General features: G+C 39.3%; 20 protein-coding genes. 12 read left to right on the top strand and 8 right to left on the bottom strand.

Annotation, left to right across the window (positions count from 1 at the left end; genetic code table 11):
- Positions 1-274: 274 nt before the first annotated feature.
- From gyrA to dnaA, 7 genes are all read right to left on the bottom strand, one after another.
- Positions 275-2,854 (bottom strand): DNA gyrase subunit A, encoded by a 2,580-nt coding sequence (gene gyrA / locus H0185_RS12340; protein WP_221873783.1) that lies wholly within the window; start codon positions 2,852-2,854, stop codon positions 275-277.
- Positions 2,855-2,902: 48 nt separating this feature from the next.
- The gene (gene gyrB, locus H0185_RS12335) at positions 2,903-4,825 is read right to left on the bottom strand and encodes a DNA topoisomerase (ATP-hydrolyzing) subunit B (RefSeq protein ID WP_221873805.1); all 1,923 of its coding nucleotides are present in this window, start codon (positions 4,823-4,825) and stop codon (positions 2,903-2,905) included.
- Between the two features lie 61 nt (positions 4,826-4,886).
- On the bottom strand, positions 4,887-5,141 hold the full coding sequence (remB, locus tag H0185_RS12330) for an extracellular matrix regulator RemB (protein ID WP_221873782.1): 255 nt from the start codon (positions 5,139-5,141) through the stop codon (positions 4,887-4,889).
- Positions 5,142-5,151: 10 nt separating this feature from the next.
- Positions 5,152-6,270, bottom strand: coding sequence for a DNA replication/repair protein RecF (gene recF / locus H0185_RS12325; RefSeq protein WP_221873781.1), 1,119 nt, complete (start codon positions 6,268-6,270; stop codon positions 5,152-5,154).
- A gap of 18 nt (positions 6,271-6,288) precedes the next feature.
- Complete coding sequence (gene yaaA, locus H0185_RS12320; protein WP_221873780.1) at positions 6,289-6,504, bottom strand: S4 domain-containing protein YaaA; 216 nt, start codon at positions 6,502-6,504, stop codon at positions 6,289-6,291.
- A gap of 176 nt (positions 6,505-6,680) precedes the next feature.
- Complete coding sequence (gene dnaN, locus H0185_RS12315) at positions 6,681-7,817, bottom strand: DNA polymerase III subunit beta (RefSeq protein WP_221873779.1); 1,137 nt, start codon at positions 7,815-7,817, stop codon at positions 6,681-6,683.
- A gap of 184 nt (positions 7,818-8,001) precedes the next feature.
- Positions 8,002-9,348 (bottom strand): chromosomal replication initiator protein DnaA, encoded by a 1,347-nt coding sequence (gene dnaA, locus H0185_RS12310; RefSeq protein WP_221873778.1) that lies wholly within the window; start codon positions 9,346-9,348, stop codon positions 8,002-8,004.
- Positions 9,349-10,067: 719 nt separating this feature from the next.
- Between dnaA and rpmH the strand changes: the two genes are divergently transcribed.
- The 11 genes from rpmH to H0185_RS12255 all read left to right on the top strand — a co-directional run bounded on the left by rpmH (position 10,068) and on the right by H0185_RS12255 (position 21,113).
- Positions 10,068-10,202, top strand: coding sequence for a 50S ribosomal protein L34 (gene rpmH, locus H0185_RS12305; protein WP_101658869.1), 135 nt, complete (start codon positions 10,068-10,070; stop codon positions 10,200-10,202).
- 294 nt (positions 10,203-10,496) lie between these two features.
- Positions 10,497-10,859 (top strand): ribonuclease P protein component, encoded by a 363-nt coding sequence (gene rnpA, locus H0185_RS12300; RefSeq protein ID WP_221873777.1) that lies wholly within the window; start codon positions 10,497-10,499, stop codon positions 10,857-10,859.
- A gap of 193 nt (positions 10,860-11,052) precedes the next feature.
- Positions 11,053-11,829: a YidC family membrane integrase SpoIIIJ gene (gene spoIIIJ / locus H0185_RS12295; protein WP_221873776.1), complete on the top strand. Its 777-nt coding sequence runs from the start codon at positions 11,053-11,055 to the stop codon at positions 11,827-11,829.
- Positions 11,829-12,452 (top strand): RNA-binding cell elongation regulator Jag/EloR, encoded by a 624-nt coding sequence (gene jag / locus H0185_RS12290; protein WP_221873775.1) that lies wholly within the window; start codon positions 11,829-11,831, stop codon positions 12,450-12,452. The genes spoIIIJ and jag overlap by 1 nt, the downstream gene beginning before the upstream one ends.
- 364 nt (positions 12,453-12,816) lie before the next feature.
- Complete coding sequence (gene mnmE, locus H0185_RS12285; RefSeq protein ID WP_221873774.1) at positions 12,817-14,202, top strand: tRNA uridine-5-carboxymethylaminomethyl(34) synthesis GTPase MnmE; 1,386 nt, start codon at positions 12,817-12,819, stop codon at positions 14,200-14,202.
- 194 nt (positions 14,203-14,396) lie between these two features.
- Complete coding sequence (mnmG, locus tag H0185_RS12280; protein WP_221873773.1) at positions 14,397-16,286, top strand: tRNA uridine-5-carboxymethylaminomethyl(34) synthesis enzyme MnmG; 1,890 nt, start codon at positions 14,397-14,399, stop codon at positions 16,284-16,286.
- Positions 16,287-16,458: 172 nt separating this feature from the next.
- A complete protein-coding gene (rsmG, locus tag H0185_RS12275) occupies positions 16,459-17,175 on the top strand; it encodes a 16S rRNA (guanine(527)-N(7))-methyltransferase RsmG (RefSeq protein WP_221873772.1) in 717 nt (238 codons plus the stop codon).
- 106 nt (positions 17,176-17,281) lie between these two features.
- Entirely contained in the window at positions 17,282-18,151 is an 870-nt protein-coding gene (gene noc / locus H0185_RS12270; RefSeq protein ID WP_221873771.1) for a nucleoid occlusion protein, read from the top strand.
- A gap of 475 nt (positions 18,152-18,626) precedes the next feature.
- Positions 18,627-19,388, top strand: a complete 762-nt coding sequence (locus tag H0185_RS12265) for a ParA family protein (protein ID WP_221873770.1) — start codon at positions 18,627-18,629, stop codon at positions 19,386-19,388.
- On the top strand, positions 19,381-20,226 hold the full coding sequence (locus H0185_RS12260; protein WP_221873769.1) for a ParB/RepB/Spo0J family partition protein: 846 nt from the start codon (positions 19,381-19,383) through the stop codon (positions 20,224-20,226). The genes H0185_RS12265 and H0185_RS12260 overlap by 8 nt, the downstream gene beginning before the upstream one ends.
- Before the next feature lie 173 nt (positions 20,227-20,399).
- Positions 20,400-21,113, top strand: coding sequence for a DUF554 domain-containing protein (locus tag H0185_RS12255; protein ID WP_221873768.1), 714 nt, complete (start codon positions 20,400-20,402; stop codon positions 21,111-21,113).
- 81 nt (positions 21,114-21,194) lie between these two features.
- On the opposite strand, the gene yyaC is transcribed toward H0185_RS12255, so the two are convergent.
- A complete protein-coding gene (yyaC, locus tag H0185_RS12250; RefSeq protein ID WP_221873767.1) occupies positions 21,195-21,812 on the bottom strand; it encodes a spore protease YyaC in 618 nt (205 codons plus the stop codon).
- 250 nt (positions 21,813-22,062) lie between these two features.
- Between yyaC and H0185_RS12245 the strand changes: the two genes are divergently transcribed.
- Positions 22,063-22,260, top strand: coding sequence for a DUF951 domain-containing protein (locus H0185_RS12245; RefSeq protein WP_221873766.1), 198 nt, complete (start codon positions 22,063-22,065; stop codon positions 22,258-22,260).
- The last annotated feature ends 20 nt before the right edge of the window (positions 22,261-22,280 follow it).

Genomic DNA, 22,280 nt, shown 5'->3' with positions numbered 1-22,280 from the left:
TTTGTTTAGTTTTCAAAGAGCAATCATCGCTCATAAGCGACTATATTAATATAACATTTCACTATCTAATAGTCAACAACTTTTTTCACTTTTATAAGTGGTAAGTTGTTCCGTTGCTGACTTTGAAAAGTATATCAGCATTTCCCCAACTAAGCAAGGTTTTATGTGTGTTTTTAAAAAAAAAGATTATATGCATCAACAAAAACCTGTTCTAAAAACATTACTCAACAAAAGTAAAGAAAAAAAGGAACACAAATGTGCTCCTTTTTAAACATTACTCGTTATTATTTTCATCTGTATCATGATTTTCCGTTTCTTCAGTAACTGGTGTTTCTTCAGTATCTACAACTTCGCTAGCTTCTTGATCCTGAAGTGATTCTAGCTTAAGTTCGTTTTCATCTAACTCTTCGTCTTTTTCTTCTTCTTTATCAACTTGAGCGACGGTAGAAACAGATTCGTCCACATCTTTGTTGAGACTGATTAATTTAACACCTTGAGTGTTTCTTCCTGTAATTGAAATACCGCTCACAGGAATTCGAATGATAACTCCTCCAGTTGTAATGACCATTAAATCTTCTTCGCCATTAACTACCTTCATTGTTACAAGGTCTCCGTTTTTATCAGTGATATTACAAGTCTTGATTCCTTTACCACCACGACCTTGTCTTCTATATTCCGTCGCAGGTGTTCGTTTTCCAAACCCATTTTTCGTAACAACCAAAATATCTGCACTTTCTTCAAGTACTTCCATTCCAACTACTTCATCACTTTCATCAAGGGAGATTCCTTTAACCCCTGTAGCTGTACGCCCCATAGAACGAACGTCGGTTTCAGGGAATCGAATCATAAGACCATTTTTAGTACCAATAATGATTTCTTTATCGCCATCCGTTAGACGAACAGAAATTAGTTCATCTCCTTCACGGAGGTTAAGAGCGATAAGACCATTATTTCTAATATTAGCAAAGGATGTAAGTGGAGTACGCTTCGCAATTCCATCTTTTGTTGCAAAGAAGAGGCTCCAATCTTCATTGAACTCTTCAACATGGATAATTGCATTTACCCATTCCCCTTTTTCAACTCCTAGGAGATTGATGATTGGGATCCCTTTTGCTGTTCGACTAAATTCTGGTACTTCATAGCCTTTTGTTCGGTATACCTTCCCTTTATTTGTAAAGTAGAGAATTGTATCATGGGTGGATGTTGTGATTAAGTGTTCAACAAAATCATTTTCATTTGTACCCATTCCCTGAATGCCTCGTCCACCACGTTTTTGTGCACGGTAGGTAGATACAGGGAGGCGCTTGATATATCCATTATGCGTTAAGGTAATAACGACATTTTCTCTTGGAATTAAATCTTCGTCTTCAATCATTTCAATACCAGCCGTAACAATCTCTGTACGGCGCTTATCGTTGAATCGTTCTTTTACCTCAAGTAATTCTTCCCTAATGATTTCAAGAATCTTTTCCTCATCTGCTAGAATTGCTTTTAGCTCATTGATCAACTGTACAAGACTTTGGTATTCTTCCTCAATCTTTTCGCGCTCTAATCCAGTTAAACGCTGCAAACGCATGTCTAGAATTGCTTGTGCTTGTTTTTCTGACAAATTAAACTCAGTCATCAATCCTTCACGGGCAATGTCTGTTGTGCGTGAGCCGCGAATTAAAGCAATAATGGCATCCAAATTATCAAGTGCAATTCTTAACCCTTCAAGAATATGTGCACGTGCTTCTGCTTTTCGAAGTTCAAACTCTGTTCTGCGGCGAATAACCACTCTTTGATGGTCTAAGTAATAAACTAAGCATTGTTTCAGATTTAACACTTTCGGTTGTCCATCGACAAGAGCAAGTGTATTGATCCCAAAGCTTGTTTGAAGAGCTGTTTGTTTGTAAAGATTATTCAAAAGGACGTTTGCGTTTGCATCTTTGCGCACTTCAATGACAATACGAAGACCATCTCGGTCGGATTCATCGCGTAAGTCAGTAATTCCATCGATTTTTTTATCACGAACAAGCTCAGCAATCTTCTCAATTAATCGAGCTTTATTTACTTGGTATGGAATTTCATTAACAACAATAACTTCCTTACCGTTCGACTTTGTCTCAATCTCTACCTTAGACCGCATCGTAATTGAACCGCGACCTGTTTCATAAGCCTTTCTGATTCCACTTCTTCCGAGAATAAGCCCACCTGTTGGGAAATCTGGTCCTGGAATAATTTCCATCAACTCTGGAATTGTAATCTCTGGATCCTTACTAATCGCAAGGACACCATCAATGACTTCCCCTAACTGATGTGGTGGAATGTTAGTCGCCATTCCTACGGCAATTCCAGAAGTCCCGTTAACAAGCAAGTTAGGAAAACGCGCTGGAAGTACAATAGGCTCACGCTCTGAACCATCGTAGTTATCTTGATAATCAATCGTATCTTTATTGATATCACGCAATAATTCCATCGAGATTTTGGACATACGTGCTTCTGTGTAACGCATTGCTGCTGCCGAGTCACCATCAACAGAACCAAAGTTACCATGGCCATCAACAAGCATATAGCGATAGTTAAAGTCCTGTGCCATTCGGACCATTGTTTCATAAACAGCCGAATCACCATGAGGATGGTACTTACCAATTACTTCTCCGACAATACGTGCTGATTTTTTATAGGCTTTATCAGAGTGCATTCCGAGATCATGCATTGCATAAAGGATACGGCGGTGCACTGGTTTTAACCCATCACGAACATCTGGCAAGGCTCTAGCCACGATTACACTCATGGCATAGTCCAAGAAAGATGTTCTCATTTCAGTACTAATATTTATTTCTTTCACACGAGGATTAGGCGTCTCAGCCATTTGAAAACCTCCCTTAATAGAAAAGCAGGATAGACATCATCTACCCTGTTAAATGTCTAAATTTTTAACATAAACGGCATTTTCTTCGATAAATTGACGTCTTGGTTCAACTTTATCCCCCATCAACATTTCGAAAGTTTCATCTGCCTCAATTGCATCCTCTAGACTTACCTGAAGCAATAAACGATTATCTGGGGACATGGTTGTCTCCCAAAGTTGGGCTGGATTCATCTCTCCAAGACCCTTATAGCGCTGAATGCCTGGTTTTGGTTGCGCTGGAAGTGATGCTAAAGTTTCTTCAAGCTGTTTATCATTGTAGGCATATTCAACCCGTTTTCCTTGTTGAATTTTATATAAAGGTGGCTGCGCAATATAAATATAGCCCGCCTCAATAATTTGCCTCATATATCGATAAAAGAATGTTAATAATAAGGTTCGAATATGTGCACCATCGACATCCGCATCAGTCATGATAACAACTTTATGATAACGGGCCTTGGCAATATCAAAGTCCTCACCGATTCCAGTACCGATACCTGTAATCAAAGCTCTAACCTCATTGTTTGAAAGAATACGGTCAAGACGTGCCTTTTCTACGTTCAGAATTTTACCGCGAAGTGGCAAGATTGCTTGGAAGTGGCGATCACGTCCTTGTTTGGCTGAGCCACCGGCAGAGTCACCCTCTACGATATAGATTTCACTAATCGAAGGGTCCTTCGAAGAACAGTCTGCCAATTTCCCTGGTAAACTTGATACTTCTAATGCACTCTTCCGTCTAGTTAACTCACGTGCCTTTTTCGCTGCAAGTCTTGCTCTAGCAGCCATTAACCCCTTGTCAACAACTTTACGTGCTACTGAAGGATTCTCAAGCATAAAGCTTTCAAAGCGTTCCGAAAAAGTTGTGTCCGTAACGTTCCGAACCTCTGAATTACCGAGTTTCGTTTTCGTTTGTCCTTCGAACTGTGGGTCAGGGTGCTTCACCGAGATAATCGCGGTGATGCCTTCACGAACGTCTTCCCCAGAAAGGTTCGCATCATTTTCTTTAAAAATGCCATGCTTTCTAGCATAATCATTGATAACTCTTGTTAATGCAGTTTTAAAACCGGACTCATGGGTTCCACCTTCATAGGTGTGAATATTATTCGCAAAGGAATAAATATTCGTAGTAAATCCATCGTTATATTGTAAGGCGACTTCGACGTTAATCCCATCCTTTTCACCCTCAATATAGATAGGCTCCTCATGAAGAACATCTTTTGTACGGTTCAAGTGTTCTACATAAGACTTAATTCCACCTTCGTAATGATACTCATTCTTTTTCCCATCTGGTCGTTTGTCTTCAATGCCGATTTTCAATCCTCTGTTCAGAAACGCTAGCTCACGTAAACGTGTTGCAAGAATTTCATACTCGTACTCAAGAGTTTCTGTGAAGATTTCACCATCTGGGATAAAATGAACGGTTGTCCCAGTGTGGTCTGTATCCCCAATAACCTTCAATTCTGATTTGATCTTTCCTCGTTCAAAGGAGATATAATGAACCTTACCGTCCCTATGAACATATACCTCAAGAAGGGTTGATAAGGCATTTACTACAGAGGCACCCACTCCATGAAGGCCCCCTGATACCTTATAACCGCCTCCACCAAACTTTCCTCCAGCATGAAGGACAGTCATGATTACTTCAACGGCTGGTCGCCCCATTTTTTCATGCATCCCAACTGGAATTCCCCGGCCATTATCTTCGACAGTTATACTGTTATCTTTTTCAATAATCACCTTGATTTCATCACAATACCCGGCAAGTGCTTCATCAATACTATTATCAACAATCTCCCAAACGAGGTGGTGAAGGCCCCTTCCACTTGTTGAACCGATATACATCCCCGGACGTTTCCGAACTGCCTCTAATCCTTCGAGGACTTGTATTTGGTCCGCCTCATACGATTGTCCTTGCATGGCTTCCTGCTCCATTGCCATATCAATCACCATCACTTTCATTTTGCAAATCATTTTGAAACAAAATTAATAGAGACTATAAAATAAACTCCTGAACAGATATTTTCTGAGAACGTTTTTTTAGTGTTCCAGCTGCCAAAGGAGAGTAATAAACTTGATCTGTTGTGATAACAATAGATTTGTACTGTTTCTTGGATAAGTGCACAACATCTAAGTTTTGCCGCTTGAGAAACTCTTCAAGGACATCAGAAAATCCTGTGCTTTCCTTATCTAAAATCGCAATGATCTCACTTGTTCGAACTAAGGTATCTTCCCCAATATGCAGGTACATAAGTTTCACCTCATTGGATTTTTGTCATAACGCCAGATTCCACTCGGTAAGCAGCTGCTTCTTTTAACGTTTTATGATCAATTCCATCTACACTAGTTGTTGTAACAAAGGTTTGAACCTTCCCTTGGATCGTATTTAACAAATGTGACTGGCGATAGTCGTCCAGTTCTGACAGAACATCATCAAGAAGGAGAATAGGATATTCTCCAATTTCTTTATGAATTAATTCAATTTCAGCAAGCTTTACTGATAAGGCTGTTGTACGTTGCTGACCTTGGGAGCCAAAAGTTTGAACATCCCGATTATTTACGATAAATTCTAAGTCATCTCGGTGCGGGCCGAATAAGGTTGTCCCACGCTCAATTTCCCTAGTTTTAATTTTGTTGAATTTTTCTTCAAAGACTTTTATCATTTTCGACAAGTCTTGTTCTTCTGATACATCCACTGACGGTTTATACTCAATTTTCAAGGTTTCAAGTCCTCGAGAAATTCCTTGATGTATAGGCAATGCCCATTGTTCCAACATCCGGATAAACTCGTACCGTTTAGCAACAATTTTAGCTGCCATTTGGATAAACTGTTCCGTTAAAATATCAAGCATCGTTAGATTCGACTGTTTTTTTATCTGCAATTGTTTTAAATAGTGATTACGTTGTTGAAGAATCTTTTGATATTGGCTGATATCATGCAAATAGACAGGGGATACCTGTCCGATTTCCATATCAATAAAACGGCGCCTTACTTGTGGACTTCCTTTAACAAGGTTGAGGTCCTCAGGCGCAAACATGACAACATTCATATTTCCAACATACTGACTAAGTTTTTTCTGCTCAATATGATTATACTTTGCACGTTTCCCTTTTTTGGAAACAACAAGTTGCATAGGCACAGACCCATGATGTTTCACAATCCTACCTTCTATTTTAGCATAATCCATGTCCCAACGAATAAGTTCTTTATCATTTGATGTTCGATGAGATTTTGCCATTGCTAAAACAAAGATTGATTCCATGACATTGGTCTTTCCTTGGGCATTCTCACCAAGGATAACATTTACTTTATTTTCAAACTGCGCTTCTAGCTGTTCATAGTTACGATAATTCTTTAATTGTATTTCTTCAATATGCATGAATGGCCCATCCTTTGATCATTGACTGACTAGGAATTTGCCGAACCCAGGGATATCAATTTCATCACCGTTCCTGAGTTTCCTTCCTCTTCTTTGATCTTGTTCTCCGTTGACATAGACTTCATGTTCACTTAAAAACCACTTAGCCATTCCGCCGGACTGAATAATCTCTGCTAACTTAAGAAACTGGCCCATTGTAATGAACTCTGTGTCAATTTTAATTTCCTCGCTCATTTTTTTCACCATTTCTTTAAAAGGATTTAATACTTTATTTTACTAAATAAACGTTCAAGAGACAAGCAAAGAAAAAACCCTCGCCTGTTTGACAAGGGTTTTAGACGCAGAAACAAGCTAGGAAAGAGCTTTAACCTTGAGGTTTTTTCAAAACCTATTGCTTGTGCTTTTCTTTATTAGTAAGTTCTAACAGGTAAAATTAACTGAAGAATTGCTTCGTCATTTAGTGGACGAATAACAAAAGGTCTCATTGCACCTGTGAAAGAAATTTGAATTTCACTACCTTCTAGGGCTTTTAAAGCGTCCATCATGTATTTCGCACTAAAAGAAATCTTCAGTTCTTCCCCTTCAACAGATTGAGCCGGAATTTCTTCGACTACCTTCCCAATTTCAGGAGTGTTCGAAGAAACTTCAATCGTATTTCCCTCTAAAATTGCAAATTTTACAACGTTGTTTTTCCCTTCTCTTGCCAATAAAGAAGCACGGTCAATTGCTTGAAGGAATTCTTTTGTATTGACTACCACATCTGTCTTTCTCTCGTTCGGAATCAATCTTGCTGTATCAGGATAATTCCCTTCTAGAAGTCGGGAGAAGAATAATAAGTGCTTTGTTTTAAAGAGTACTTGATTTTCGGTTATAACAATGTCTACCATCGCTGCCGTATCATCGAGGATTTTGCTAAGCTCTGTCAAACTTTTACCAGGAATCACAACATTATGTTTCCCAACTGCTTCTGTTTCAAGTCTAGCCTTTCTTAAAGCTAAGCGATGGCTATCTGTTGCAATACAGATCAATTCATTGTCTTCTACCTTCCAGTTGACACCTGTCAAGATTGGACGTGTTTCTGAGGTGGACACTGCGAAAACAGTTTGGCGAATTAAAGCCTTTAGTAAATCCGTTGGAATTCGAAATACATTTTCTTCAGCAATTTGTGGTAAGTGAGGATACTCTTCCGCATCTAACCCGTTTAAATTGAATTCTGATTTTCCGGATCGAATTACAGTTTGTAAGTGGTTCTCAACTACAATTTCTACAGTATCAGTCGGTAATTTTCTAACAATCTCACTAAAGAATTTAGCTTGTAGAACAATAGAGCCTGTTTGTTTAATTTCAACAATTTCTTTATCGCCATCTTCTTTCGGAATAAACGATTCAATTGAAACGTCGGAGTCACTACCCGTTAGTGTTACCCCTTCTTCGGAGACAACAATTTTAATTCCAGTCAAAATTGGAATGGTTGTTCTGCTTGTTACTGCCTTCATCACATCTTGAACACTTTGTAATAAATAGTCCCTCTGGATGATAAACCTCATTTTAAAAATCCTCCAATTTGGTATTTATTTCGATTTTAAGGCATATATTTATATTTTAAAAATATAGTAAAAGTACTAATAGGCGCTGTGGATTTGTGGATAACCTATTTTTCGACAAGGAAACACAGCCTATCAACATGTGGACAGACTGTGTGTAAACTGGTTTGAGTTATTCACAATTTCCCTAAATTTTTAACTGCTCATGGATTTCTTTTAACTGCTTTTGAAGTGCAGAGTCGGTCGCAAGGAGCTTTGAAATCTTTTCATGAGCATGAATGACAGTTGTATGATCACGGCCTCCGAACTCTTCCCCAATTTTCGGAAGGGAGAAGTCAGTTAGTTCTCGAGAAAGATACATAGCGATTTGCCTTGGGAAAGCAACTGATTTCGTTCGTTTCTTTGCTTTAAAATCTTCAAGTTTAACATTGTAATGCTGACCAACAGTCCTTTGAATATCAAGGATTGTAATGACTTTTGGCTTTGAACTAGGAATAATGTCCTTCAATGCCTCTGCTGCAAGGTCAGCGTTAATGTCTTTATTAATAAGCGAAGAATATGCCACTACTCTTATTAATGCCCCTTCGAGCTCACGAATATTGGAATCGATCTGATTTGCAATGTACAACATGACCTCGTTCGGAATGTCTAGACCCTCTGCTTTTGCCTTTTTCTTAAGAATGGCCACCCGTGTTTCCAGGTCTGGAGGTGTAATATCAGTGATTAAGCCCCATTCGAAACGGGATCGTAGACGATCTTCTAGGGTTGGAATTTCCTTTGGTGGTCGATCACTAGAGATAATAATTTGCTTACTTTCCTCATGGAGAGTATTAAACGTATGGAAAAACTCTTCCTGAGTTGATTCTTTTCCAGCTAGAAACTGAATATCATCTATAAGAAGAACATCGACTTTACGATACTTGTTCCGAAACTCAACAGCTTTGTTGTCACGAATCGAGTTAATGAACTCGTTTGTAAACTTTTCAGAAGTTAGATAGACAACCTTGGCGGAAGGGTTATGCTCCTGAACATAATGACCAATCGCGTGCATGAGGTGAGTCTTTCCTAAACCGACACCACCATAAATAAAGAGTGGATTGTATGCTTTTGCGGGAGCTTCAGCGACTGCTAGTGAGGCAGCATGGGCAAAGCGGTTCCCCGAGCCAATAACAAAGCTATCGAAGATATATTTTGGGTTTAGCATATTATTCGGAAGGTCATGCGAATCGTCTTCCTTACTCATCTTCCTTGGTGGAACCGGTAAATTAATATCTTCCTCGCTTTGATTTTGCGGAATAATAAACTTTATAGCGAGGTTTTCTCCAGTCACCTCATAAAGAATCCCGCTTATTAGCTGAGAATACCGTTCTTCTAGCCAGTCGCGGGCGAACTCATTCGGGGCTGTAATGGTCAGTGTATCTCCCTGGAGTGAATGAGCCTTGGTTGCTTTTAACCATGTATCAAAACTTGGTTTACTTATTTTTTTCTCAATTTTCGACAAGGCCTGGTTCCAGAGGTCCGCGATATTTTCCAATCCATAACCCTCCTTTTAGCAAGATTTACTTCAAGTGCATAACCATTGCATAAGCCGAAAGTGGCGAAATTTATAATTATACAAGTCTATTAATGTGGAAAAATATATAATAGGAAATAATGCGGTTATTCGACAATATCCACTGATTGTGGACAAAGTGTAAATCACAGTCTTGGATAACCTATCCACAGGTTGTCCACAATTTGTGGATAACTAATATTTAGTGCACCAGTTGTTAAGAGTGAAAACACAAATATAATATCAAATAAATTAAGAAGGCGCAACGCTTTTTCATACTTTATCCACAATACCATGCCTATGTGGAAAATAATTGTCCACAGGACCATTTATTGTGCAAAAGGTGTGAATTGCTATTGTGGATAAAGAAAAACGTGTCGATTTTTGTCCACAAGCAGATGTAGAGGGGGTTCTTGTTTCTATACAATAGGCTGCTTTTACATTTATTTGTGTTCCAGAAAACAGATCTCTATTTGAGAAGACAGACAGAATGATCTATGTGAACTTCAAATAAAGTCTTTCCAGAATCAACACAGTGGTTTTTACTAATCTTTGAACAAGAGGGAGATTCTAAACTGGAAAAACTTATCTTAGTGGAGTCTTGCAGTTTTCTTCCGGTTACTATTGACATTTTACTGGTACCGTCCTTATAATTAGTAGGACTGTCTGATAGCAGCTAATTCCTCAGGGAGGTGTCATATATGAAAAGAACTTACCAACCAAATAAACGTAAGCATAGTAAAGTTCACGGCTTCCGTAGCCGCATGAGTACTGCAAACGGCCGCAAGGTTCTTGCTCGCCGTCGTCGTAAAGGAAGAAAAGTATTATCTGCTTAGGCCACTGAACTGTCAGTGGTCTTTTTTTCCTTTTATCAAGGGTCTTTTCCTATAACTTATGTTGCTTTTGGATATAAGTTATGATGGATTAAGCCTTGTTTCTCTGAAAAATTAACGAGAAAAGAGCTTACGAATAACTAGCAACAAACAAGACAGCTTGTTTTGGGGTAAGAATGGGTACTAGGGTTTTTGCTACATCCTTACGAATTTAGCTCAAATTTATTGAAAATAGGTTTGTAAGACCCAAAAAAAGCCCATTATAAGGTTCGTAACTCTGAGTGAAGGTGTGTTCGAATGAAAAAAGAATTGCGGATTAAAAAAAATAAAGAGTTTCAACAAGTTTTTCAGAACGGGAAATCCTTTGCAAATCGTCAATTTGTTGTGTATGTTTTAAAAAAGCAGGATCAGGAAACATTTCGAATTGGGTTATCTGTTAGCAAAAAGCTTGGGAACGCCGTTACGCGAAATCAAATTAAGAGATATATCCGCCAATCATTCCTTGAATTAAAGGAAGAGGTAAGACCGGGAAATGATTATGTGATTATTGCCAGGAAACCAGCCGCTGATATGGGGATGCAGGAGATAAAGAAGAGTCTTGAACATGTATTAAAAGTTGCACGCGTTTTGAAAAAAAGGAACAATGGTCATAATGTTTGAGGAAATTAATGATATTGTTCCTTTTTTTAAAGCGCTTTTTTATAAAAGATGATAAAATACATTTGGACTGACTATAGAAATGTTTTCTTGACCAGTGCGGGAATAGTACATACAAAGTGGAAAAATGCTCTAGGTCATTCAAATTATATGAATTATGCGAGATGTAAACATCACGGTTAGGAGGAAATAGGGATTGAAAAATAGAATGTTTCTTATCATTGGTCTATTGCTTCTGGTAACAGTTCTTTCTGGCTGTACAGAATATAATCAGGCCATCACATCTGAAAGCGAGGGCTTTTGGAATGAATATATTGTTTATCCACTATCATGGTTAATTGTGAGCATGGCAGGGTGGCTTGGTGGTAGCTTTGGACTTTCTCTAATTGCCGTTACGATTTTAATTCGTTTTGCAATTTTGCCACTTATGATTAAACAGACAAGAAGTTCAAAAGCAATGCAAGCTATTCAGCCTGAACTAAAAGAATTACAAGCAAAGTACAGCTCAAAGGACCAGAAAACACAGCAAAAATTGCAACAAGAAACGATGGCCTTATTTCAAAAGCATGGCGTCAATCCACTTGCTGGATGTATGCCAATCTTTGTGCAAATGCCAATCCTAATTGGTTTTTACCACGCAATCGTAAGAACAAGGGAAATAGCTGGGCATAATTTTCTTTGGTTTGATTTAGGTTCTCCAGATCCAATTTACCTGTTGCCAATATTAGCGGGGATCACCACTTTCACGCAGCAGAAAATTATGATGATGGGAATGCCAGATAATCCACAAATGAAAATGATGCTTTGGATGATGCCAATCATGATTCTTGTTTTCGCTATTTCACTTCCTTCAGCTTTATCCTTGTACTGGGTTGTGGGGAATATTTTTTCTATTATCCAAACAATACTTATTAAAGGGCCGGATTTGAAAAATCAACCAGCTACCGGCAATGCGGGAGGAGCTAAGAAGTAGTGAAACAGATAACTGCTACAGGACAAACAGTCGAAGAAGCAGTAAAATCGGCACTGGCTCAATTACAGACAACGAAGGACCGCACAGAAACTCAGGTGATTGATGAAGGGAAAAAAGGAATCTTTGGGATCTTTGGTTCTCGGCCAGCAATCGTCAAGGTAACAGTGAAGATTGATCCATTTGAAGAAGCAACCAACTACCTTAAGATGGTTGCAAACGGGCTCGGTGCTCCAGCAGAAGTGGAAGTAAAAAAAGAGGGAAGGCAAGTTCACTTTATATTGACTGGCGAAAAGATTGCTTTGTTGATTGGAAAAAGAGGACAAACGCTTAACTCACTCCAATATTTAACTCAACTTGTGATGAATCGTTACTCAACTCAATTCTATACTGTCTTGGTTGATGCGGAGGATTATCGCAAACGAAGAAATGACACGCTGGTCCAATTAGCAGAACGTCTTGCCCAAAAGGCACTTAAAACAGGAAAAGACGTTGCACTTGAACCAATGCCTTCTTATGAGCGGAAAGTTATTCATACCGCTTTGATGAAGAACAAAAAGGTAAAAACATTTTCAGATGGCAGTGAGCCACATCGTCACATTGTTATATCTCCTGCTGGAAAATAAAATATTTAGACAAAACCGGTCTGTTAAGCAGATCGGTTTTTTTAGTTTTCTAGGACTTGATTCTATTGGGATGGAATTGGCTAGCTTGTTTAGGTCTTTAATTTGCAGCATAGTACTATTAATTTTTGGTTGATTTGACGAAAAGCAACACCCAAGTCAAATGAAGGGGAAGAGATTTCTTGCAGTCCAGCGTTTGGATTTATTGTTATTCACATGTGGATAAGTTAAAATAATTTATGTTTAAATTTATTGTGGATAAGCCCTGATAGGATTCTATTTTTTTTATAGTAGGTGTGATATTCTATAATTTTGGTGAACAATAAGAATGAAATAGATGGACGGTTCAAAGTAATGAGGTGAAAAGATGGAGTTTGATACAATTGCTGCGATTTCCACCCCCATGGGAGAAGGCGCGATTGCGATTGTTCGCTTAAGCGGGGATGATGCTTTTAACATAGCGGACAGGCTTTTTAAGGGAGTCGGAAACAAAAGGTTGATGGATGTTTCTTCTCATACGATTCATTATGGACATATTGTTGACCCAAAGTCGAACGAGGTAGCAGAGGAAGTAATGGTTTCGGTGATGAAAGGGCCAAAAACGTTCACGAAGGAAGATGTAATCGAAATCAATTGCCACGGTGGTTTGGTGTCAGTAAATCGAGTGTTACAGTTGGTCCTTAATGAAGGTGCAAGGTTAGCAGAGCCAGGGGAGTTTACCAAGAGGGCTTTCTTGAACGGGCGTATCGATCTTTCACAGGCAGAAGCGGTGATTGATTTAATTCGTGCGAAAACGGATAGAGCAATGAATGTTGCTCTAGGACAAATGGATGGACGCCTATCACGCCTTATTCGTAAGCTTCGTCAGGAAATCCTTGAAATATTAGCACATGTAGAAGTGAATATAGATTATCCAGAGTATGATGATGTTGAAGAGATGACTCATCAGATGCTCCTTGAAAAATCAAGATATGTTCATCAGGAAATAGAAAAATTGCTGCAGACCTCGCAGCAGGGGAAAATTCTTCGCGAAGGGTTATCAACCGTGATTGTTGGTCGCCCAAATGTAGGGAAATCTTCGTTGTTAAATAGTCTGGTACAAGAGAATAAGGCGATTGTTACAGATATTCCTGGAACAACAAGAGATGTCATTGAAGAATATGTAAATGTAAGAGGGGTACCGTTACGATTATTAGATACAGCCGGTATTCGTGAAACCGAAGATATTGTTGAGCGAATTGGTGTTGAACGTTCGCGGCAGGTTCTAAAGGAAGCGGATCTAATTCTCTTGGTCCTTAACTACTCAGAAGAGTTTTCAGAAGAAGATCGGAACTTATTCAAAGCGGTGGAAGGCATGGATGTCATCGTGATTGTCAATAAGACAGATCTACCACAGCAGTTAGATCTGGGTGAGGTAAATACCCTTGCTAAGGATTACCGAATTGTCACAACGTCGCTAAAAGAAGATGAGGGAATCAATGAGCTTGAAGATGCAATTTCATCCTTGTTCTTTACGGGTGCGATTGAAGCAGGCGATATGACTTATGTATCGAATAGTCGCCATATTGCTCTTTTAAATCAAGCAAATCGTGCCATTGAGGAAGCAATTGATGGAGTAGAAATGGGCACGCCAATTGACATCGTCCAAATAGACTTAACTCGCTCATGGGAACTACTTGGAGAAATCATTGGAGACAGTGTACATGAAAGTCTAATTGACCAGTTATTTTCTCAATTCTGTTTAGGCAAATAGAATAGCAAAGGTGCTAAGGCACTGCAGCTGGACAAAGAAAAGCGGAATTGCCCTGTTCAGCTGCGTATTGCCTGGCGCTATAACCTCGTGAGCGAGGGCTACAAGCTAATTGAATGCTCCTGAACAATAATTCAAGAAAACTTATACTTACGCGTTAAATGAACAAAACTTAATAAGATAAAGGAGGCAGCCAAATGTCATATGAAGCCGGAAATTATGATGTCATCGTAATTGGGGCGGGTCATGCTGGTAGTGAAGCAAGCCTTGCGGCGGCACGCATGGGTGCCAAAACATTAATGATTACCATCAATCTTGATATGATTGCGTTTATGCCCTGCAATCCTTCAATTGGTGGGCCAGCTAAAGGGATTGTTGTGAGAGAAATTGACGCTCTTGGTGGCGAAATGGGTCGTAATATAGATAAAACGTATATCCAAATGAGGATGTTAAATACAGGAAAAGGGCCAGCAGTAAGGGCTTTGCGGGCACAAGCAGATAAATTTGCTTATCAACATGAAATGAAAAAGACAATGGAAGAAGAACCAAACTTAACGATGATTCAAGGAATGGTTGAACGTCTAATCGTAGAAGATGATGTTTGTAAAGGCGTTGTGACGATGACAGGAGCAGAGTACCGCTCCAAAACAGTAGTCATTACAACTGGTACATTCCTACGTGGGGAAGTTATTCTTGGAGAATTAAAATATTCAAGTGGGCCTAATAACCAACAACCTTCTATCAAGCTTTCAGAGCATCTTGAAGAGATTGGGCTAGACTTAGTTCGATTTAAAACAGGGACTCCTCCAAGAATTCATAGCAACACAATTGACTATTCGAAAACAGAGATACAACCAGGGGACGAAACCCCAAGAGCCTTTTCGTATGAGACAACAAAATACATTACTGAGCAATTGCCTTGTTGGCTAACGTACACAAATGAAAAAACGCATGAAATTATTGACCAAAATCTTCATCGCTCACCAATGTTCTCAGGAATGATCAAAGGAACAGGTCCGCGATATTGCCCGTCAATTGAAGACAAGGTTGTCCGTTTTAATGATAAGCCGCGGCATCAGATCTTTCTTGAGCCAGAAGGACGGCATACACAAGAAGTTTATGTACAGGGATTATCGACGAGCTTACCTGAGGAAGTTCAGCATCAAATAATAAAATCAATTCCAGCACTTGAACATGCAAAAATGATGCGTCCAGGTTATGCAATTGAGTATGATGCGGTTGTGCCAACACAATTATGGCCAACATTAGAAACAAAAGTTGTGAAAAACCTTTATACTGCTGGACAGATTAACGGGACATCTGGTTATGAAGAAGCAGCTGGGCAAGGGTTGATGGCAGGTATTAATGCAGGAAGAAGAGCCCTTGGAAAAGAGGAAGTGATCTTAAGTCGCTCTGATGCTTATATTGGGGTGATGATTGATGACCTTGTGACCAAGGGAACGAACGAACCGTACCGATTGCTTACATCAAGAGCGGAATATCGTTTGTTACTTCGCCATGATAATGCTGATTTACGACTAACCGAAAAAGGCTACGAACTCGGAATGATCTCCGATGAACGGTATGCTCGTTTTCTTCAGAAGAAAGAAGCAATTGAGGCAGAGGTTAAGAGATTACGCTCACTCATCATAAAGCCTTCCGAAAAAGTTCAGAGCCTTATTCGCTCATTAGGCGGAAGTGAACTGAAGGATGGTATTCGTGCTGCCGATTTCCTAAGACGTACGGAAATTTCCTATACCCATATTAAACAGCTTGTTCCTTCTGAGACAGCTTTAGATTCAGATGTTGAAGAGCAAGTGGAAATTCAAATTAAGTACGAAGGTTATATTGAAAAATCATTACAGCAAGTAGACCGTCTGAAAAAAATGGAAGATAAAAAGATCCCAGATAACATTGATTACGATGCTATTTCCGGGATTGCAACTGAGGCACGACAGAAGTTGAAAAATGTTCGCCCGCTGTCCATTGCCCAGGCTTCACGGATTTCTGGTGTTAATCCTGCCGATATTTCAATATTACTTGTTTATATTGAACAAGGAAGAATTGCCAAGGTTTCCAACGATTAATGCCATTTTTATAGAAGGACGTTAAAGAATGTTCTAAAATCTACAAGCTGATTTTTGCAAAAGAACAGTTTGTTATGAAGGTTTAAATATGTTTGCAAGCTCTTTTCTCATATTTTTTTGCTTGTTACAGCAATGAAGTTTGAGAAAAGAGCCTTGTAGAAAGGATTAGTCTATGAATCCAGAGCAGTTTCAAAAGGCCTTACTTGAAAAAGGAATTACTCTCTCAGAGAAACAGATGAAGCAATATGAAGTTTACTTCAACACGCTTGTTGAGTGGAATGAGAAAATGAATTTAACGGCGATAACAGAGCAGGAGGAAGTTTATCTTAAACACTTTTATGATTCTGTCTCGGCTGCTTTTTATTATGATTTTACCCAACCACTGACAATTTGCGATGTGGGCGCTGGAGCAGGATTTCCAAGCATCCCCTTGAAGATTGCCTTTCCAAGTTTACGAGTCACAATTGTTGATTCACTCAATAAGCGAATCAATTTTCTTGAACACTTAGCTCAAGAGCTCGGTCTTGAACATGTGCAGTTTGTCCATGACCGCGCAGAGACGTTTGGAAAGAACCCAAATCACCGTGAAAAGTACCAGCTTGTCATGGCGAGGGCAGTAGCAAGATTATCTGTTTTAAGTGAGCTTTGCCTTCCTTTAGCACAAGTTGGCGGCACATTTATTGCCATGAAGGGTGGACAGGCTGAGGACGAGTTACAGAGTGGGAAAAAAGCATTGACTGTTCTTGGTGGAAAATTAGCTAGTGCTCATGCTTTTAAATTGCCAGTAGAAGAAAGTGAACGAAATATCTTAATCATTCATAAAGAGAAAAAAACACCGAAGCAATATCCAAGAAAACCAGGTACCCCAAATAAAACTCCCATTGAATAGGGGGTACCTTCTACCCAAATTTAGTTTATAATAATAGGTAGATGCAGGAACTTGTCTTTAGATAGAGAATATGTTAAAGGGAGTTTCATAAAGGTGGTGCAGGGGAATGAAGCCTTCTTTTTCACGCTTTTTTGGTCTGGGTGAAAAGCAGGAACAGATAGAACAGATCGAACAAGTAGAAGTAGAGAAACCGGAAAATCGAGATGAAATTAAGAAAATCCCAATCGGTGATATCGTTCCGAACCAATTTCAGCCAAGAACGGTGTTTGACGATGAAAAAATTGAGGAGCTTGCCCGTACAATCCACACGCACGGAGTCATTCAGCCCATCGTCCTCAGGGAATTTGAAGATGGTAAATACGAGATCATCGCTGGAGAACGTCGTTGGCGGGCGATGAAATCCCTTGGCTGGGAAGAAGTTCCGGCTATTATTAATAATTTAAGTGATGCAGAAACAGCATCAGTCGCTTTAATTGAGAATCTTCAGCGCGAGGAACTATCCCCGATAGAGGAAGCGATTGCATACGGGAAACTATTAGAGATTCATAGTTTAACTCAAGAGGCATTAGCTCAACGTTTAGGCAAGGGACAATCCACTGTTGCAAATAAACTTCGACTACTCAAATTGCCTCAGGAGGTTCAGGATGCGTTATTAAATAAAACCATTTCTGAACGACACGCTCGGTCATTAATTCCTTTAAAAGATCCAGAAAAACAAGTTCAACTTTTAGCGGAGATCATTGAAAAGTCGCTAAATGTCAAACAAACAGAAATCAGGGTCGAGAAGCTACTAAACCAATCAGCTGAAAAGCCTAAACCAAAACGAAAAGCATTTAGCAAAGACATGCGGATAGCTGTTAATACGATCCGACAATCGTTATCGATGGTGACCGATTCAGGGATTAATTTAAAGTCAGAAGAAGAGGAATTTGACGATTTTTATCAAATCACGATTCAAATTCCGAAAAAGAAATAAGACAAAAAAGTGAGAAACAAGTACCGTTTCTCACTTTTTTTTGTAGAATTTTAGATTGCTAGAATCTGTTTATGATAAAATAAAAGACATAATTGTTTTTATATGATGCTATTGTAAAATTTGATGTGTGATTCCTTATAATAGGCTGTGTGTAAAAGTGAAAATTATTTTCACATCTTTGATTTTCGCGGAAGGCACGAAGACTCCTACTAGAGTGCAAGGCCAAGGGAGACCCTGCAGGAGCGAAGCGACGAGGAGATAGAAAAGCGGAAGCGCCTTGTTCAGCCCCGACAAGCGCTGGAGGTCCGGCAGATGAAGTCGTTCTTTGACTTCAACTGCCGGGCCGAAGCGACTAGAGGGGCTAGGCGCTGGAGCTGGCCAGGCTCCCGGATTGCCCGCGAATCGCTCGTGCCTGGGGCGGAAATCAACAGCCATTTTAAAAATTTGAGCTATAGGTTTGAAGGTAGGTGACAATGTGGGCAAAATCCTTGCAATTGCTAACCAAAAAGGAGGAGTTGGGAAAACGACAACTTCAGTTAATTTGGGGGCCTGCTTAGCATATATCGGTAAAAAAGTATTGTTAGTAGATATTGATCCACAGGGGAATGCCACAAGTGGCGTGGGAATAGAAAAAGCAGATGTGAATCAATGTATTTATGATGTACTGGTAGATGACGTTGATGCAAATGCAGTTATTCTCCCAACATCGGTGGACAAACTCTTTATTATTCCTGCTACCATTCAGTTAGCAGGAGCAGAAATTGAGTTGGTGCCAACTATTTCCCGGGAAGTTAGATTAAAAAGGGCTTTAGAAGAGGTTAAAGGGGACTTTGATTATATTCTAATTGATTGCCCACCTTCCCTTGGATTATTGACCCTTAATTCGTTGACAGCATCAGACGCTGTTTTGATTCCGGTACAGTGTGAATACTACGCCCTAGAAGGGTTGAGCCAGCTTTTAAACACTGTTCGTTTAGTGCAAAAACACTTAAATCATGAATTAAGGATTGAAGGTGTATTGCTTACAATGTTGGATGCCCGTACTAATTTAGGCATTCAGGTTATTGAGGAAGTAAAAAAATATTTTCAAGACAAGGTTTACAAAACGATAATTCCGCGCAATGTTCGTCTCAGTGAGGCTCCAAGTCATGGTGAGCCAATTATTATTTATGATCCAAGGTCGCGTGGCGCTGAGGTTTATTTAGATCTTGCAAAGGAAGTGCTTTCACATGGCTAAAGGGTTAGGAAAAGGGTTAAATGCATTCTTTAATATGGAAGTTGAAAAAGAGGAAATCGTTAAAGAAATAAGCATAAAGGAACTGCGGCCCAATCCTTATCAGCCCCGTAAAATCTTTCAAGAAAAAGCAATAGAAGAGCTGAAGGACTCCATCCTTGAGCATGGAATCCTTCAACCAATCATTGTTAGGAAAAGTATTAAGGGGTATGAAATTGTTGTTGGGGAGCGCCGCTTTCGTGCTGCCAAAGCAGCAAAGCTTCAAACCGTTCCAGCTGTTGTCCGTGAGCTAGATGAGAAACAAATGATGGAACTAGCTGTGCTCGAAAACTTGCAGCGTGAAGATTTGAACCCAATTGAAGAAGGGGCAGCATATCAAACCTTGATGGAAAAGCTCGGATTAACGCAAGAGGAGCTTGCTAAACGACTAGGAAAGAGCCGCCCTCATCTTGCCAACCATATAAGATTGTTGAGTTTACCCTCTAAGATTCAGACGTTGATTTCTGATGGGAAAATTTCAATGGGGCATGGTAGGGCTTTATTAGGATTGAGGCAAAAAGAGCAGCTTCAAGCTATTGCTGAGAAGATAGTAAGAGAAGGATTGAATGTTCGGCAACTTGAGTTATTGATTCAGCAACTAAACAATGCGGTTCCACGTGAAACGAAGAAAAAGCCAGAAAAAGATGTTTTTATTCGGGCTCAAGAAAGTCAGCTTCGTGAGCGTTTTGGCACAACGGTGACCATTAAACAGACAAAGAATAAAGGAAAGATTGAAATAGACTTCTTTTCTAAGGATGACCTTGAGCGCATTCTCGAGTTAATCGGTAAAAAACACTCGTAAGCTATCGTAAAGATGGCTTTTTTTTTGATAGGCTCTATTCTTAAACTAGGATAATTTTTTCAGAATAAAGTAGGATAGGTGGAGCAATGAGTGATTTAAAATAGCTTTAAATGCTTCTAGTGGTCGTTACAATTTTTATAGTTTTGAAATTTTACTTAAATTAGGTGAACAACATGTTTTTATTAGGAACTATTGTTAATGGATTACTCATTGTTATTGGAACTCTTCTCGGAAAGCTTTTGAACCGCATACCAGAGGGGATGAAAACAACGGTCATGTACGGAATTGGCCTTTCCGTTATTGTACTAGGTTTACAGATGGGGTTTAAAAGTGAGAACTTTTTAATTGTAATTATAAGTCTTGTCGTGGGTGCAGTAATTGGAGAGTACTTTGATTTAGATGGAAAGCTGAATTCCGTTGGGTATTGGTTAGAAACCAAGATTGGGAACACAGGCCAGGGAAGTATTTCGCAAGGGTTTGTCACAGCGACTTTAATTTTTGTGATTGGAGCCATGGCGATTATTGGTGCTCTTGACAGTGGAATACGGGGAGATCATGATGTCCTTTATACGAAATCCATCATTGATGGATTTACAGCGTTAATTTTAACAACAACACTGGGGATAGGTGTCATCTTTTCAGCTATTCCAGTTGTGCTGTACCAAGGATTGATTGCTACTTTTGCAACACAGATTGATCGTTTTATCCCAGCTGAATTAATGGATAGCTTCATCTTGGAACTAACAGCCTCAGGCGGAGTGATGATTTTTGCAATCGGGTTAAATCTACTAGGTTTGACAAAAATCAAAGTTGCGAACCTCTTACCTGGCATTCTCGTGACGGCCATGATTGTATCGGGAATCTATGGATATCAGTTATTAATGTAATTAGAGCGTAGCTTTGAGTGACAAGGTGGCATCGGTTGGAATTGAATAAATGAGAAGAGGAAGGCACTTGGCCTTCCTCTGTTAATTTGTATGTTCATGGTCTAAGTCCCATTTAAGATCAGACCAAGTTTGTTTTTTAGGCAAGAGGGTGCTGGTTTCATGGAGACCGTTTGCGATGGTTTTGGCCATATTCACCACAAGATTAAGTCTTGTATTTTGAAGAACAAAAAACTCCATAAAACCACTGACATTGACAATCCCTGTAATATGAATGTCGCCAACTTCCGGCAAGTCTTTATTTACGCCGGCACCTGGTTTAACGGGCCCTGTGGCTACTTGAATCGTTCCAACACTTTTCATCCGACCTAGACAAGCATCTATCCCAATAATAAAGGGATTAAAATGTGTTTCATTAATTTCTTTTAGCTTTTCTTCAAGATTGACTGCATGTATGGGGTGAGCTAATGTGCCGTAGACATGGATAGGCGAAATATCTTTTTCCTCAAGAAAGGTACCGATTAGTGGGCCTAATGAATCACCTGTAGACCGATCAGTTCCAATACAAACAATGACGATAGGACGGCTTGAAACAGTGGGCGTTATTGAAAGGATTTGTTTAGCAAGTTTAGTAGCAGCATGAGGATCTTCATGGTTAACCTTGAACTCACTACCTTTCCTATCAAAAAAATTCAGATTCATTGGCTCCACTCCCTTAAATTCATAATACCAGTATACGGAAATTTTCTGATTTCTATACATGAATGGAAAAAAGAAACAAACTGTATCTGTTTTTTGCTAAAAGATTCTTCATTTACTAAAATGATACATAAAGGAACAGAACCATTTTCTTTTGCATTAGGATGAAACTTGTTAAAATAAAGATAATTCTTGTTACCCAGTGCGAAAAGGGGTAGCATTTGAAACCTTGTTGCCAATAGGAGGTAAAGGTGTGGAACAAAAAGAATTTCAATTAAACGATATTGTTGAAATGAAAAAGCCTCATCCGTGTGGAACCAATAAGTGGAAGATTATTCGCCTTGGAATGGACATTCGGATTAAGTGTGAAGGCTGTGGACATAGTGTGTTGATCCCTAGAAGGGACTTCACCAGAAAAATGAAGAAGATACTCGTAAGGCAGGAAGATTAATCCTGCTTCTTTTTATCTTA

Source organism: Mesobacillus maritimus, assembly GCF_019749255.1.
GTDB lineage: Bacteria > Bacillota > Bacilli > Bacillales > Cytobacillaceae > Mesobacillus_B > Mesobacillus_B maritimus_A.
The sequence above is the reverse complement of the archived record's forward strand: the minus strand, read 5'-3'. Positions and strand labels throughout refer to the sequence as shown.